A 14,990-nucleotide genomic window follows, 5' to 3' on the forward strand; every position below is an offset into this window, starting at 1 on the left:
GCGCCACCCCTACGGCCACCTCGAAGTGTCTGTGCGGCCGGGACGTAAGCGCCATCGGCCACCGCAAGGTGCTCGCCCTGATCGCCGACCACGAAGCCCACCGAGACTCTTGCCCGCTCCGCACCACCCAGGAAGGGAGGAACGCCGCGTGACCAGCACCGAGACGCCCGCACCGTCCACCGACGGCGCCGTACTGCTCGATGAGGTCGAAGCGTTCCACCGGCGCTTCAACATCTTCCCCCTCGATGCCGCGTACGTCGCCGTCACGCTGTGGGACGCGCACGCCCACCTGCTCGACTGCTTCGACTCCACCCCGCGCATCGCGTTCCTCTCCCCGGAGCCGGGATCCGGCAAGTCCCGGGCGCTGGAGATCGTGGAAACCCTCGTGCCCTACCCGATGGTCGCGGTCAACGCGTCCGCGTCCGCGCTGTTCCGCGCGGTCTCCGGGATGGAGGGACGGCCCACGATCCTGTTCGACGAGATCGACACCGTCTTCGGGCCCAAGGCCGGAGAGAACGAACAGCTCCGGGGGTTCCTGAACGCCGGACACCGACGCTCCGGCGTCATGTGGCGGTGCGTGGGCGACGGCGCCAACCAGCAGGTACAGGAATTCCCGTCGTTCTGCGCGGTCGCGGTCGCCGGACTCGGCTCGCTGCCGGACACGATCCTGACCCGCTCCGTCATCGTCCGCATGCGGCGCCGCGCGCCGAACGAGAAGGTGGAGCCGTTCCGGCAGCGCATCCACGAGAAGGAAGGCCACGCGCTGCGTGACCGGCTCGCGAACTGGGCACAGTCCGTGCGCCACCTGGTCGACGGAGTGTTCCCGGATCTCCCGGATGGCATCAGCGACCGGCCCGCGGACGTGTGGGAACCCCTGCTGGCCGTCGCGGAGGCGGCCGGCGGTGCGTGGCCGGAGCGGGCCCGCGCCGCGTGCGTCGAGCTGGTGAACGCGGCCAAGACCAGCGACAAGGGCAGCATCGGCATCCGCCTGTTGACCGACCTGCGCGACTACGTGTTCAACGGCATCGATCGCCTGCCCACCGTCGCCATCCTGGACCGGCTCCACAGCCTCGAAGAGGCGCCGTGGGCGGACATGAGTGGCAAGCCCCTGGACGCCCGCGGGCTCTCGCGGATGCTGCGCGAGTACGTCACTGCGGACAACACCCCGATCGCGGCCCGCAACATCAAGACCGGCGGAAGCGTCATGAAGGGCTACTACGCGAGCGACCTTCACGACGCGTGGCAGCGCTACTGCCCGCCCCCCGCGGAAAGTGCGCTACTTCCGCTACCTCCGCTACCGGGCAGGTCAGAGCCCTGAAATCGGTAGCGGATGCGTGCTCCGCATCCGCTACCGCCGCGCCTCATCCGCTACCCGCCGTGGCCACCGTCCCTGGGCCGGTAGCGGATCTATCCGCTACCGCTACTCCTATCCGCTACCTCGATCATGCCCCTGACCAGGGCGGTAGCGGAGGTAGCGGAAGTAGCGGACTTCCAGCAAGGGGGCTCGCCCCCGCCGTTGTGAGACGAAGGAGATCCGCCGCATGGACACGGCCCAACTCGCCGAATCCATCGACTCCACCCTTGTCCTGCTGACCGTCGAAGAGGCCGCCCGCCGACTCCGTATAGGCCGGACGGTCTGCTACCGGCTCATCCGCTCCGGAGAGCTGGAGTCCATCACCGTCGGCCACCTCCGCAGGGTCCCCGCCGACGCGCCGGCCGAGTACGTCGCCCGACGACGCAAGCAGCACACCGCCATCGTCGCCCCGGCCGCCTGAGGAGCTACACGTGGTAGAAGAGAACAACGGCAAAAAGCGCACCCGACAGCCCAACGGCCGATCATCCATCTACCAGGGCAAGGACGGAAAGTGGCACGGACGGGTGACCGTTGGCGTGCGTGACGACGGGAAGCCCGACCGCCGTCACGTCGAACGCAAGACCCGTGCGGAAGTCACAGAGGCTGTACGGGAATTGGAGCGGCAGCGCGACGCCAAGACCGTACGCAAGCCGGGTAAGCCCTGGACGGTCAAGGCGTGGCTGACGCACTGGGTTGAGAACGTCGCACCACTCGCCGTCAACGACAACACGATGATTGGGTACGGCGTTGCGGTCCGGAAGCACCTCATCCCAGGCTTGGGCGCCCACCGTCTCGACAGGCTCAAGCCCGAGCACATCGAAGCGTTCTACGCCAAGATGCAGGCCAACGGCAGCAAGCCCGCAACAGCTCACCAGGTACACCGAACCTTCCGCACCGCCCTCAACGAGGCCGTACGGCGCGGCCATCTCGGCAAGAACCCCGTTCAGTTGGCCAAGGCGCCGAAGACGGGGGAGTACGAGGTGGAGCCCTACAGTGTCCAAGAGGTACGGCGGCTGCTGAAGGCCGCCGACCAGCACCGGAATTCCGCTCGCTGGGCCGTCGCTCTCGCCCTCGGACTGCGCCAAGGGGAGGTGCTGGGGCTGAAGTGGGATGACGTGGACCTTGAGGGCGGGTTCCTCGTTGTCCGTCGCAGTCGCCACCGGCCGCAGTACGCCCATGGGTGCACGGAGCCCTGCGGACGCAAGGCCGCCGGGTACTGCCCGCAGAGGCGACGAACCAACCCTGAGCTGTCCACCACCAAGTCGCGCGCCGGCCGCCGTGCCGTCGGTCTCCCCGAACAGCTAGTTGACCTACTCCGTGCCCACCTCAAGGCGCAGGAAGCGGAGCGGAAGGCGGCCGGGAAGCGGTGGGAGGACAACAGCTTGGTGTTCCCGGACGAGCACGGCCGTAGCCCGTCCCACCGCCGGGACTGGACCGAATGGAAGGCTCTTCTCACAGAGGCGAAGGTGCGGGACGGGCGTCTGCACGATGCGCGCCACACGGCTGCAACTGTGCTGCTCATCCTGGGCGTGCCGGAGCGGGCCGTCATGGGGCTGATGGGGTGGTCGACCACGGCTATGGCCGCTCGCTATCAGCACATGGTTGACGCGGTGCGGGCTGACATTGCCAGGCAGGTGGATGGGCTGATTTGGCAGTCGTCCGGAGACGGAGTTGGCCCGGACGACGATGACGGCCTCGCGGGGGCCCTCGTGCCGGTCCCCTGAAATGGCAGGGGCAGGCTTTCGAGCCTGCCCTCGCTAGTTCACGGCCTTGCCGCCCAAGAGGCCGACCATGGCACCGAAGCCGAGGTTCGCGAGCGTGGAACAGGTGTCCATCGCAGACTTCGCAGCCTCCGTGGGCTTCTCCACGAAGATTCCTATGTACAGGCTGGCTGCGAGGGTGAGCACAGTTATCAGCGTCACGCTGAGGAAGACCAACTTGAAATGGGCGGTCACCGTGGTGACGGCTGCGGCGTCGGTAGCAGTCGCCGCTGTTGGCGTTTGAGTCGTGTCGATGCTTGTCCCCGGGTTGGCCATGCCTTCACTCATCAGACTCGGCCCCCGCGGCGCGCTGAACACTCTCACCTGACGACGCCGGAGTGTCCTCTACTGTCGGGGGTTTTCGTGCAGCCTCGCGCCACGCCTTGAGGAGTGCCTCCGCCTCTACCGCGCTTAGGTTCGCTGGCCCCCTGATCTCGATGACTCGCCTTCCGCCAGGCTCTTTCACGAGCAGAGACGTCTCTCTGGGCCTTCGGAAAATGGTGCGCAGGATGCTGCGTAGCTTCTCGCTGACCAACAGGGCTGCGGCGGACACCCCGAACGCTCCCAAGAGTGAGACCCACTCCGGATCCATCCCCACCCTCCCCAGTGACGTCGTGCTGTTGTGCGTCGGCAGCGCCGGAGTGTCGATTGTGCTACCCCGCGCCCCTCCTGGGGAGCGTTTCGCATGCTTCACGGTGGAGGAGGGGCGGAGGCATCCGTAACTGAGACGGGAACTGAGACGGACGATCGAAAGGGCGGCACCCCCTCGGGGTGCCGCCCTTTCCTTTTGCCTGGTCAAGGCACCAGAGGCCGTGGCGGGAATCGAACCCACGTAACTCGCTTTGCAGGCGAGCCCCTCAACCACTCGGGCACACGGCCTTGTTCGTGGAATTGAAGCTACGGCGCCGGTGCGGAGCGGCTCAAGGGAGCCGGGCGGGCTGCAATGGGACTGCCATACGGCGTTCATGAAAGGGCGGACGTACGACCAAGGTCGCAGAGCCGGACGGACCATGGACAGGGGTCAAAGCGGCTCGTGGACCTTACGCTGACGGGCATGACCGCCCTGGAGCCCGGTGATGCCGTTGCCGTGGACGTCGTCGAGCAGGTCGGCGGCGTGCTGAGCCGGCCGTACCGGGCGCTCAGTGTCGGGATGGTCTCCGTCGTGCTGCTGATCGCCTTCGAGGCGACCGCCGTCGGGACGGCGATGCCGGTCGCGGCGCGCGAGCTGGACGGCGTGGCGCAGTACGCCTTCGCCTTCTCCGGGTACTTCACGACCAGCCTGTTCGGCATGGTGCTGGCGGGCCAGTGGTCCGACCGGCGCGGTCCGCTGGGGGCGCTCACCACGGGGATCGGGGCCTTCGCGGTGGGGCTCGTGATCGCCGGGACCGCCCGCGCGATGTGGGTGTTCATCCTCGGCCGCGCCGTACAGGGCCTCGGCGGCGGCCTCGTCATCGTGGCGCTGTACGTCGTCGTCGGCCGTGCCTACCCGGAGCGGCTGCGACCCGCGATCATGGCGGCCTTCGCGGCGGGCTGGGTCGTCCCCTCGATCGTCGGCCCGCTCGCCTCCGGCGCCGTCACCGAGCACCTCGGCTGGCGCTGGGTCTTCCTCGGCATCCCGGTCCTCGTCGTCCTCCCGCTCGCGCTCGCCCTGCCGCAGATACGGCGCAGGGCCTCCGGCCCGGTGGACGCGGAGGCCGGCGCCCACTCCTTCGACCGGCGGCGGATCCGGCTCGCCCTCGGCATCTCCCTCGGCGCCGGCCTGCTGCAGTACGCCGCCCAGGACCTGCGCCCCCTCGCCCTGCTCCCGGGGCTGGCCGGCGCCGCCCTGCTGGTGCCCGCCGTCCGCGGTCTGCTGCCACCCGGCACCTACCGGGCGGCCCGCGGACTGCCCTCCGTCGTGCTGCTGCGCGGACTGGCCGCCGGTTCCTTCATCGCCGCCGAGTCCTTCGTCCCGCTGATGCTGGTCAGCCGGCGCGGGCTGTCGCCGACGCTCGCCGGGTTCTCGCTGGCGGCGGGCGGCGGCACCTGGGCGCTGGGCTCATGGGTGCAGTCCCGGCCGCGCGTGCGGCAGTACCGGGAGCGGCTGATGACCGTCGGGATGGTGCTGGTCGCCGCCGCGATCACCACCGCGCCCAGTGTGCTCGCGCACTCCGTGCCCGTCTGGACCGTCGCCCTCGGCTGGGGTTTCGGCTGCTTCGGCATGGGCCTGGTGATCGCCTCCACCGGCGTGCTCCTGCTCCAGCTGTCCGCGCCGGAGGAGGCCGGCGCCAACTCCGCCGCGCTGCAGATCTCCGACGCCCTCGCCGATGTCGTCCTGCTCTCCGTGACCGGCGCCGCCTTCGCGGCCCTGGGCGGCGGCACCAGCGCGGCCGGCACGGCCACGGCCGCCGACGGCAGCCACCCGGCCGCCTTCGCCGCCGTCTTCCTGCCGATGGCGGGGGTGGCGCTGGTGGGGGCATGGGTGACGACGCGGCTGCGGGCGCGCCGACCCGAACGGTGTCGATCTCGGCGGCTGTGACGTCGGTCCCACCCGCGGGCGACCCGCCCTCGTCCGGGCGTTGACGGCAGGACACCGCCGGTAGGGTGGCCCGGTTGTCATACGTAGCCGAGCCCCGACCGACGAGCCGAGCCCCACAAAAAACGGAGACCGTGACTACCACCGCCGCTTCCTCCGCGCACTCGCACCACCTCTCGCCCGCCTTCCCCGGCAGGGCCCCCTGGGGTACCGCCAGCAAGCTGCGTGCCTGGCAGCAGGGGGCGTTGGAGAAGTACGTCCAGGAGCAGCCGCGTGACTTCCTGGCCGTCGCCACGCCCGGCGCCGGCAAGACCACCTTCGCGCTGACGCTCGCCTCCTGGCTGCTGCACCACCATGTCGTGCAGCAGGTGACCGTGGTCGCGCCCACCGAGCACCTGAAGAAGCAGTGGGCGGAGGCCGCGGGCCGGATCGGGATCAAGCTCGATCCCGAGTACAGCGCGGGCCCGCTCGGCAGGGAGTACGACGGCGTCGCGGTCACCTACGCGGGTGTCGGCGTGCGCCCCATGCTGCACCGCAACCGCGTCGAGCAGCGCAAGACGCTCGTCATCCTCGACGAGATCCATCACGCCGGTGACTCCAAGTCCTGGGGCGAGGCCTGCCTGGAGGCGTTCGAGCCCGCCACGCGCAGGCTCGCGCTGACCGGCACGCCGTTCCGCTCCGACACCAACCCCATCCCCTTCGTGCTGTACGAGGAGGACAACGCGGGCATCCGGCGGTCCGCCGCCGACTACACCTACGGCTACGGCTCCGCGCTCTCGGACGGTGTCGTCCGGCCGGTCATCTTCCTCTCCTACAGCGGCAACATGCGCTGGCGTACGAAGGCCGGTGACGAGATCGCCGCCCGGCTCGGCGAGCCGATGACCAAGGACGCGATCAGCCAGGCCTGGCGTACGGCGCTCGACCCGCGCGGCGAGTGGATGCCCAGCGTGCTGCGCGCCGCCGACCAGCGGCTGACCGAGGTCCGTAAGGCCATCCCGGACGCCGGTGCCCTGGTCATCGCCTCCGACCAGGACTCCGCCCGTGCCTACGCCAAGCTCATCCGGGAGATCACGGGGACGAAGGCGACGCTCGTGCTCTCCGACGACACCGGCGCCTCGAAGAGGATCGACGAGTTCAGCGAGAGCAGCGACCGGTGGATGGTCGCGGTGCGGATGGTCTCCGAGGGCGTCGACGTGCCGCGGCTCGCGGTCGGCGTGTACGCGACGACCATCTCCACCCCCCTCTTCTTCGCGCAGGCCGTCGGCCGTTTCGTACGGTCCCGGCGGCGCGGCGAGACCGCGTCGGTGTTCCTGCCCACCGTGCCCGACCTGCTGACCTTCGCAGGCGAGATGGAGAAGGAACGGGACCACGCCCTCGACAAGCCGAAGAAGGAGGGCGAGGAGGACCCGTACGCCGAGTCCGAGAAGGAGATGGAGGAGGCGAACAAGCAGCAGGACGAGGACACCGGTGAGCAGGACATGCTGCCGTTCGAGGCGCTGGAGTCCGACGCCGTCTTCGACCGGGTGCTCTACGACGGCGCCGAGTTCGGTATGCAGGCGCATCCCGGGAGCGAGGAGGAGCAGGACTACCTCGGCATCCCGGGCCTCCTCGAACCCGAGCAGGTGCAGATGCTGCTGCAGAAGCGGCAGGCCCGGCAGATCGCGCACAGCCGGAAGAAACCGGACAGCGAGGCCGATCTGCTGGAGCTGCCGGCCGAGCGGCGGCCGGTGGTCACCCACAAGGAGCTGATGGAGCTGCGCAAGCAGCTCAACACGCTGGTCAGCGCATACGTCCACCAGAGCGGCAAGCCGCACGGGGTGATCCACACCGAGCTGCGCCGGGTGTGCGGGGGGCCGCCGAGCGCGGAGGCCACGGCGGGGCAGCTGCGGCAGCGGATCGACAAGGTGCGGGAGTGGGCCACGCGCATGAAGTGAGGCCCGGCCGGACCGGGGGCCCGGTGTGCGTATCCGGACGAATGGCGGCAGGCCGGATCTTGTCTTGCCCGGATTTTGGACTGAGACTTCCGCTCAGCGAACTTGCTTCGCTACTGTCCCGCTACGCACACGCCCCGTGGCAGCGCCGCCGCGGAGCGCAGCCGTGAAGCGACTTGGCCCGGAGCCGCCGAGCCGTCCTGCCGATCGGCGGCCTCTGAAGCGCGTCGCCGACGGGACTCGACGACGCATCCGCCGCTCAGGGGCCGCCGGCCTCACCACCAAAGGAGTGGGCGTCGTGACCGCGGAGACCTCTCAGACGCTCGACCGGGGACTGCGTGTCCTCAAGCTGCTGGCCGACACCGACCACGGACTGACCGTCACCGAGCTGTCCACGAAACTGGGCGTGAACCGCACCGTCGTGTACCGGTTGCTCGCCACGCTGGAGCAACACGCGCTCGTACGGCGTGACTTGGGCGGGCGAGCCCGGGTCGGACTCGGGGTGCTGCGGCTCGGGCGGCAGGTGCATCCGCTGGTGCGGGAGGCCGCGTTGCCGGCGCTCAGGTCGCTCGCCGAGGACATCGGGGCGACCGCGCATCTGACGCTGGTGGACGGGACGGAGGCGCTGGCCGTCGCCGTCGTCGAACCGACGTGGACCGACTATCACGTGGCCTACCGGGCCGGCTTCCGGCATCCGCTGGACCGGGGGGCCGCGGGCCGGGCGATCCTGTCCGCCCGGCAGTCGCCGTCCGTGGATCCCGGTTACACCCTGACGCACGGGGAGCTGGAGGCCGGAGCGAGCGGGGCCGCGGCGCCGTTGGTCGGGGTCACGGGGGTCGAGGGCAGCGTGGGCGTGGTGATGCTGGCGGACTCCGTACCGGAACGGGTGGGGCCGAGGGTGGTGGAGGCGGCGCGGGAGGTGGCGGAGGCGCTGCGCTGAGCGGCCTGTGGGTCAGGTCGGCCGGTTCTGCTGCGAGGACATCACCGAGCACCGAGCCCCTCCCTCGGGTGCCGCGGAGGTTCACCCGCGCGCGACGGGACCTGTACGCGGCCTGAGGCACGGCGGGTGGTCACGTTAGATTGATCCTGTGCTCTCTCGTCTCACGCGTCCCCAGGCCGTAGCCGTCTGTGCTCTGCCCGTCGTGGCCCTGCTGGCCACGGCGGCGTTCGCACCGCTGCCGTTCTCGGTGGCCCAGCCCGGGATGACGGCGAACGTGCTCGGCGAGAACAAGGGCGCCGAGGTGATCACCGTCTCCGGCGCGGCCACCCGGAGGACCAGCGGTCAGCTGCGGATGGTCACGATCGTGGCGACCGGCCCGGACGCCAGGGTGAGCCTCGGTGACGTGGCCGGCAACTGGTTCCGCACCGACCGGGCCGTCATGCCGCGCGACGCCGTCTACCCGAGCGGTGACACGGTCAAGGAGATCGAGCGGCACAACGAGGCGCAGATGCGGCAGTCCCAGGACGCGGCCACCCAGGCGGCGCTGAAGTATCTGCGGCTGAGCGCCGACAAGGTCAAGGTCACGCTGAAGCTCGCCGACGTGGGCGGGCCGAGCGCGGGTCTGCTGTTCACCCTGGGGATCATCGACAAGCTGGACGGCGACGGCAGCGGCGGCGACCTCACGGGCGGCCGCACCATCGCCGGTACGGGCACGATCGACGCGGACGGCAAGGTCGGCGCGGTCGGCGGGGTGGCCCTGAAGACGCAGGCCGCCCGGCGGGACGGAGCGACCCTCTTCCTGGTCCCGAAGGCCGAGTGCACCGACGCCAAGGCGGAACTGCCCAAGGGCCTCAGACTGGTCCCGGTCACCACCCTGAAGGGCGCGGTCGACTCCCTGGTGGCCCTGGAGAAGGGGAAGGGCTCGGTCCCGAGCTGCTAGGCCGTCGCCGGGGCCCCGCGGCACCGGGGCCCTACTTCACGAACCCCTGCTGCCTCATCCAGTCCAGTGCCACCTGGTGGGGGTCCTGGCCGTCCACGTCCACCTTGCCGTTCAGGGTCTGTGCCACCGTGTTGTCCAGCTTCTTCGTGACGGGGTCGATGACGCTCGCGATGGCCGGCCATTTCTTGAGGACCTTGGTGTTGATGACAGGTGCCGCGTTGTAGTTCGGGAAGAACTTCCTGTCGTCCTCCGTCACCGCCAGGTTCATCGACTTGATGCGCCCGTCGGTGGTGAACACCTCCCCGTAGGTGCACTTCCCCTTGGCCACCTGCGTGTAGATGATCCCGGTGTCCATCTGCGTGATGTTGTTCGCCGGCAGGCTCATCCCGTACGCCTTCTCCAGGCCGGGCAGTCCGTCGGCCCGGTTGGCGAACTCGCTCTCCACGCACAGGGTGACGGCGCCGGGGTCCTTCTCGGACAGCGCGGCCACCTGCGAGAGCGTCCGGGTGCCGTACCTCTTGAAGCCGGCCTGGTTCATGGCCAGGGCGTAGGTGTTGTCCAGCCGCGCGGGCGGCAGCCAGGTCAGCCCGTTCCTCGCGTCGGCGTCCCGTACCGCCTCCCACTGCTTCTGCGGATCCGGGATCGGTGTGCCGTTGCCGAGATACGTGATCCAGCCGGTGCCCGTGTACTCGAACTGGGCGTCCGCGTCGCCCTTCTTCACCGCCTCCCGCGCTCCGATGGACCCCTGGATGCCGGTGCGGTCCAGCACGTCCGCGCCGGCCGCCTGGAAGGCGATCCCCATGATCGCGCCGAGGATCAGCTGCTCGGTGAACTCCTTGGAGGTGACGGTGAGACGGGCACCCCTGAGCGGCTCGCCCCGGCCGATGCTGCCGGGAGCGACAGCGTCGGCCATGGGGGAGCCGCTGGTCAGCCCGCAGCCGGACGCCAGCAGCAGCCCCGCCGCCGACAGGCATGCGCCGCGTCTCATCTGCCCACCTCCAGGCCGTGCGGCCGTAGCAGCACCTCCGCCAGCGAGGCCAGCCAGTCCACCAGCAGGGCGAGCGCCACCGTGAGGACCGAGCCGAGCACCAGCACCGGCATGCGCTGGGTGGTGATGCCCGTGGTGATCAGCACGCCCAGGCCGCCGCCTCCGCCGAAGGTCGCGAGCGTCGCCGTACCGACGTTGAGGACCAGGGCCGTACGGACGCCCGCGAGGATCAGCGGGACCGCGAGCGGGAGTTCGACCCTGCTCAGCACGCCGAGCGGGGACATGCCGATGCCGCGGGCCGCCTCCAGCAGGGTCGGGTCATTGGCCTTGAGCCCGGCGATGGTGTTGGACAGGACCGGCAGGATCGCGTAGACGATGATGCCGATCAGGGCCGCCTTCGTGCCCGTGCCGAGCCAGATGACCAGCAGGGCCAGCAGGCCGATCGCCGGGGTCGCCTGGCCCATGTTGGCGAAGGTCATCGCCACCGGGGTGGCCCTGCGCAGAGCCTTCCGGGTGAGCACGACGCCCAGCGGGATCGCGATGATCAGCACGAAGAACGTGGAGACCACCGTCAGCTGCACATGCTGCCAGAGCGCCTTGGAGACCTGGCCGCCCGACAGTGCGTTCTGCGAGATCGTGTCCAGCCGCGCCTGCCGGAACCACAGCCAGGTCGCCAGGAGCAGCGCCACCAGGAAAGCGGGCACGACGGTCAGCCGCGGCCAGGACAGGCGCCGCGCGGGCGGACGCCGGGCCGGCGGCGGGGCCTCCTGCTCCGCCGCGCCCTCGTCGGGGAAGGCCTCGTCCTCACCGCGGAAGGCCTCGTCGTCGTCACGGAAGGCGAGCCCCTTGACCTCGTGCTCGCCCTCGGGCCGCTGCTGCCGCTCGCCGCTCACGCCTTCGTCACCCCTCCGGGGCCCTCCTGCTCCTGGTGGGTCTGCTGGGCACGCGCCTCCTCCAGCTCGTGCTGGGCCTCCATGGCCTCCAGCCGGTCGGCCTCCAGCAGTTCGTGCACGGAGTTCATCAGGGTCTCCATGTCGACCACGCCGATGTACTCGCCGCGCCGCCCGGTCACCGCGACCCGGCCCGCGTTGTCCGTCAGTACGGCCTCCAGCGCGTCCCGGAGGGTCGCGTCCCGGGTCACCGTGTCGTGCACCAGCGTGCCGGCGCGGGCCAGCGAGCCCTTGGCCCGCATCAGGTCGCCGCGGCGCAGCCACTTGTAGGGGCGGCGGCGCTTGTCGAGGAGCAGAATCTCGTTCGTCCCGCTGCCGCGGATCACGGTGAAGATCTGCTGGAGCGGGGTGTCCACGGTCACCGTCGGGTAGTCCCGCATCTCCACGTCCCGCACCCGGGTGAGGTTCAGCCGTTTCAGGGCCGCGCCCGCGCCGACGAAACCGGAGACGAAGTCGTCGGCCGGGTTGGTGAGGATCGCCTCGGGGGTGTCGAACTGGGCGATGTGCGAGCGTTCGCGCAGGACGGCGATCCGGTCGCCCAGTTTGATCGCCTCGTCGAAGTCGTGGGTGACGAACACGATCGTCTTGTGCAGTTCGTGCTGGAGCCGGATCAGCTCGTCCTGGAGGTGGTCGCGGGTGATCGGGTCGACCGCGCCGAACGGCTCGTCCATCAGCAGCACCGGGGGATCGGCCGCGAGCGCCCGCGCCACGCCCACCCGTTGCTGCTGGCCGCCGGAGAGCTGGCGCGGATAGCGGCCGTGGAACTCGCCCGCGTCGAGCCCGACGAGGTCGAGCAGCTCGTCGACCCGGTCCCGGATCCGCTTCTTCGGCCAGCCGATCATCTTCGGTACGAGGGCGATGTTCTGGGCGACGGTCATGTGCGGGAAGAGACCGGCCGACTGGATGGCGTAGCCGACCTTGCGGCGCAGCTTCACCGGGTCGATGTCGGTGACGTCCTCGCCGTCGATCCGGATGCGTCCACCGGTCGGTTCGATCAGCCGGTTGATCATCTTGAGCGTCGTGGACTTCCCGCAGCCGGACGGGCCGACGAAGATGACCGTCTCGCCCGCCTTGATCTCCATGCTCACGTTGTCCACGGCCGGCTGCGCACTGCCCGGATACCGCTTGGTCAGGTTCTCCAGCTCGATGGCGGCGCCATGGCTCTCCCGGGCGGACGGTTCAGCGGTCGTCTCAGACACGGATCCCCCTCGGAATGGTCAGCCGGCCGATCAGGACGTACGCGGCGTCGAACAGCAGCGCGAGGACGATGATCCCGAGCGTGCCCGCGAGCACCTGGTTCAGCGCGTTCTTGCTGCCCAGGGAGGCGAGCCCGCGGAAGATCTCGTTGCCGAGGCCCGGCCCGGAGGCGTACGCGGCGATCGCGGCGATGCCCATCAGCATCTGCGTGGAGACCCGGATGCCGGTCAGGATCGGCGGCCAGGCCAGCGGCAGCTCCACCCGCACCAGCCGCATCGGCCGGGACATGCCGATGCCCCGGGCCGCGTCCACCAGCGTCGGGTCCACCCCGCGCAGGCCCACGATCGAGTTCCGCACGATCGGCAGCAGCCCGTACAGGGTCAGCGAGATCACCGTGGGCGGCACGCCGAGGCCGACGACCGGGATGAGCAGACCGATCATCGCGAGGGAGGGGATGGTGAGGATGGTGGAGGTGGCGGTGGTGGCGAGGTTGCCCGCCCAGTCGGAGCGGTAGGTGACGACCCCGGTCAGCACTCCGATGGCGGTCGCCAGGACCATGCACTGGAAGACCGCGCTGGCGTGCTGGAAGGCGTCCGTGAGCAGCTGCTGGTGGCGATAGCCCAGGTACTCCCAGAAGTTCACCGGTGCTCACCCCGCGATCGGCCTAGGTCCCTTTCGCCTCCCGGGCGGCCTGTTCCACCAGGGGGATGATCCGCAGCGGAACGGGGTTCTCCATGACGATCGCCGTGGAGGCCCGGACGATGCCATCAAAGCCGATGACCCGGTCGATCACCCGCTGGAGATCGGCGTTGGAGCGGGCCACCAGCCGGCACAGCATGTCCCCGCTGCCGGTGGTGGTCAGCAGTTCCAGCACCTCCGGCACGGTCGCCAAGTGCGCCCGGACGTCAGGCCCTTGGCCCTGCCGGATCTGCAGCGTCGCGAACGCCGTCACCGGATATCCGAGGGCCGCCGGGTCCACCTGCGGACCGAATCCGCGGATGACTCCGTTCGACTGAAGCCGGTCCAGGCGCGCCTGCACCGTGCCCCGCGCGACCCCCAGCCGCCGGGACATCTCCAGCACGCCGATGCGCGGCTCCCGGGCCAGGAGCACGATGATCCGCCCGTCCAGATGATCGATCGCCACAGCACCCCCAGGGGTGGTCATCCTGCACAGAAAGACCGCCGACACGGTCGTAGCACTGAGCAGATTGTGCAGTGAATTCAGAAACTATTGCGCACCTTGCAGAGCGGAGCCACCCTTCCGCTATGACGCAGACCACACACCACACTCCCGACACCGCACGGCAGGCCGACCCCTTCCCGGTCAAGGGAATGGACGCGGTCGTCTTCGCCGTGGGCAACGCCAAGCAGGCCGCGCACTACTACTCCACCGCGTTCGGCATGCAGCTGGTCGCCTACTCCGGACCGGAGAACGGCAGCCGCGAGACCGCGAGCTACGTCCTGGAGAACGGCTCCGCCCGCTTCGTGTTCACCTCGGTCATCAAGCCCGCCACCACCTGGGGCCACTTCCTCGCCGAGCATGTGGCCGAGCACGGCGACGGCGTCGTCGACCTGGCCATCGAGGTCCCGGACGCCCGCGCCGCCCACGACTACGCCGTCGAGCACGGCGCCCGCTCGGTCGCCGAGCCGTACGAGCTGAAGGACGAGCACGGCACGGTCGTCCTCGCCGCGATCGCCACCTACGGCGAGACCCGCCACACCCTGGTCGACCGCTCCGGCTACGACGGCCCCTACCTGCCCGGCTTCGTCACCGCCGCGCCGATGGTCGAACCGCCCGCCCGGCGCACCTTCCAGGCCATCGACCACTGCGTCGGCAACGTCGAACTCGGCCGGATGAACGAGTGGGTGGCCTTCTACAACAAGGTCATGGGCTTCACGAACATGAAGGAGTTCGTGGGCGACGACATCGCCACCGAGTACAGCGCGCTGATGTCGAAGGTCGTCGCGGACGGCACCCTGAAGGTCAAGTTCCCGATCAACGAGCCCGCGATCGCCAAGAAGAAGTCCCAGATCGACGAGTACCTGGAGTTCTACGGCGGTGCGGGCGTCCAGCACATCGCGCTGAACACCAACGACATCGTGCAGACGGTGCGCACCATGCGCGCGGCCGGCGTCGAGTTCCTCAACACCCCCGACTCCTACTACGACACCCTCGGCGAGTGGGTCGGCGACACCCGCGTGCCCATCGAGACCCTGCGTGAGCTGAAGATCCTCGCCGACCGCGACGAGGACGGCTATCTGCTGCAGATCTTCACCAAGCCGGTCCAGGACCGCCCGACCGTCTTCTTCGAGATCATCGAGCGGCACGGTTCCATGGGCTTCGGCAAGGGCAACTTCAAGGCCCTGTTCGAGGCGATCGAGCGCGAGCAGGAAAAGCGCGGCAACCTGTAGGCG

At 69.8% G+C, this 14,990-nt stretch carries 14 protein-coding genes and 1 tRNA gene; 8 read left to right on the top strand and 7 right to left on the bottom strand.

What is annotated here, in order from left to right; all coding sequences use genetic code 11:
• The first annotated feature begins 148 nt into the window (after positions 1-148).
• From AB0L75_RS27090 to AB0L75_RS27100, 3 genes are all read left to right on the top strand, one after another.
• Positions 149-1,318: a DUF3631 domain-containing protein gene (locus tag AB0L75_RS27090; RefSeq protein ID WP_365185609.1), complete on the top strand. Its 1,170-nt coding sequence runs from the start codon at positions 149-151 to the stop codon at positions 1,316-1,318.
• 223 nt (positions 1,319-1,541) lie between these two features.
• Positions 1,542-1,775, top strand: a complete 234-nt coding sequence (locus AB0L75_RS27095) for a helix-turn-helix domain-containing protein (protein ID WP_365185612.1) — start codon at positions 1,542-1,544, stop codon at positions 1,773-1,775.
• Between the two features lie 10 nt (positions 1,776-1,785).
• Positions 1,786-3,078 (top strand): tyrosine-type recombinase/integrase, encoded by a 1,293-nt coding sequence (locus AB0L75_RS27100; RefSeq protein WP_365185614.1) that lies wholly within the window; start codon positions 1,786-1,788, stop codon positions 3,076-3,078.
• Between the two features lie 33 nt (positions 3,079-3,111).
• Here the strand turns inward: AB0L75_RS27100 and AB0L75_RS27105 are convergent, their stop codons facing one another.
• Both AB0L75_RS27105 and AB0L75_RS27110 read right to left on the bottom strand, forming a co-directional pair.
• Positions 3,112-3,390, bottom strand: coding sequence for a hypothetical protein (locus tag AB0L75_RS27105; protein ID WP_365185616.1), 279 nt, complete (start codon positions 3,388-3,390; stop codon positions 3,112-3,114).
• Positions 3,391-3,921: 531 nt separating this feature from the next.
• A tRNA-Cys gene (locus AB0L75_RS27110) sits at positions 3,922-3,993 on the bottom strand.
• Positions 3,994-4,168: 175 nt separating this feature from the next.
• Between AB0L75_RS27110 and AB0L75_RS27115 the strand changes: the two genes are divergently transcribed.
• The 4 genes from AB0L75_RS27115 to AB0L75_RS27130 all read left to right on the top strand — a co-directional run bounded on the left by AB0L75_RS27115 (position 4,169) and on the right by AB0L75_RS27130 (position 9,440).
• A complete protein-coding gene (locus AB0L75_RS27115; RefSeq protein WP_365185619.1) occupies positions 4,169-5,632 on the top strand; it encodes an MFS transporter in 1,464 nt (487 codons plus the stop codon).
• A 131-nt stretch (positions 5,633-5,763) separates the two neighbouring features.
• On the top strand, positions 5,764-7,563 hold the full coding sequence (locus AB0L75_RS27120; RefSeq protein ID WP_365185621.1) for a DEAD/DEAH box helicase: 1,800 nt from the start codon (positions 5,764-5,766) through the stop codon (positions 7,561-7,563).
• Between the two features lie 295 nt (positions 7,564-7,858).
• A complete protein-coding gene (locus tag AB0L75_RS27125; RefSeq protein ID WP_362125175.1) occupies positions 7,859-8,500 on the top strand; it encodes a helix-turn-helix domain-containing protein in 642 nt (213 codons plus the stop codon).
• A 148-nt stretch (positions 8,501-8,648) separates the two neighbouring features.
• Positions 8,649-9,440, top strand: coding sequence for a S16 family serine protease (locus tag AB0L75_RS27130; RefSeq protein WP_365185624.1), 792 nt, complete (start codon positions 8,649-8,651; stop codon positions 9,438-9,440).
• Between the two features lie 31 nt (positions 9,441-9,471).
• Here the strand turns inward: AB0L75_RS27130 and AB0L75_RS27135 are convergent, their stop codons facing one another.
• Genes AB0L75_RS27135 through AB0L75_RS27155 form a run of 5 tightly spaced genes read right to left on the bottom strand, consistent with a single transcriptional unit; the run spans position 9,472 to position 13,719 of the window.
• Positions 9,472-10,428 carry a glycine betaine ABC transporter substrate-binding protein gene (locus AB0L75_RS27135; RefSeq protein ID WP_365185626.1) on the bottom strand — a complete coding sequence of 319 codons (957 nt, stop codon included), beginning with the start codon at positions 10,426-10,428 and terminating at the stop codon, positions 9,472-9,474.
• On the bottom strand, positions 10,425-11,321 hold the full coding sequence (locus AB0L75_RS27140; protein ID WP_365185627.1) for an ABC transporter permease: 897 nt from the start codon (positions 11,319-11,321) through the stop codon (positions 10,425-10,427). Before AB0L75_RS27140 ends, AB0L75_RS27135 begins: the two co-directional genes overlap by 4 nt.
• On the bottom strand, positions 11,318-12,577 hold the full coding sequence (locus tag AB0L75_RS27145) for a betaine/proline/choline family ABC transporter ATP-binding protein (RefSeq protein ID WP_365185629.1): 1,260 nt from the start codon (positions 12,575-12,577) through the stop codon (positions 11,318-11,320). The genes AB0L75_RS27140 and AB0L75_RS27145 overlap by 4 nt, the downstream gene beginning before the upstream one ends.
• Entirely contained in the window at positions 12,570-13,217 is a 648-nt protein-coding gene (locus AB0L75_RS27150) for an ABC transporter permease (protein ID WP_365185631.1), read from the bottom strand. Before AB0L75_RS27150 ends, AB0L75_RS27145 begins: the two co-directional genes overlap by 8 nt.
• Before the next feature lie 22 nt (positions 13,218-13,239).
• Positions 13,240-13,719: an Lrp/AsnC family transcriptional regulator gene (locus AB0L75_RS27155; RefSeq protein WP_365185633.1), complete on the bottom strand. Its 480-nt coding sequence runs from the start codon at positions 13,717-13,719 to the stop codon at positions 13,240-13,242.
• Between the two features lie 122 nt (positions 13,720-13,841).
• On the opposite strand from AB0L75_RS27155, the gene hppD reads away from it, so the two are divergent.
• Positions 13,842-14,987, top strand: coding sequence for a 4-hydroxyphenylpyruvate dioxygenase (gene hppD, locus AB0L75_RS27160; RefSeq protein ID WP_365185635.1), 1,146 nt, complete (start codon positions 13,842-13,844; stop codon positions 14,985-14,987).
• The last annotated feature ends 3 nt before the right edge of the window (positions 14,988-14,990 follow it).

Origin of the sequence: Streptomyces sp. NPDC052101, assembly GCF_040680235.1 — a bacterium.
In the GTDB taxonomy this organism is placed as follows: Bacteria; Actinomycetota; Actinomycetes; order Streptomycetales; family Streptomycetaceae; genus Streptomyces.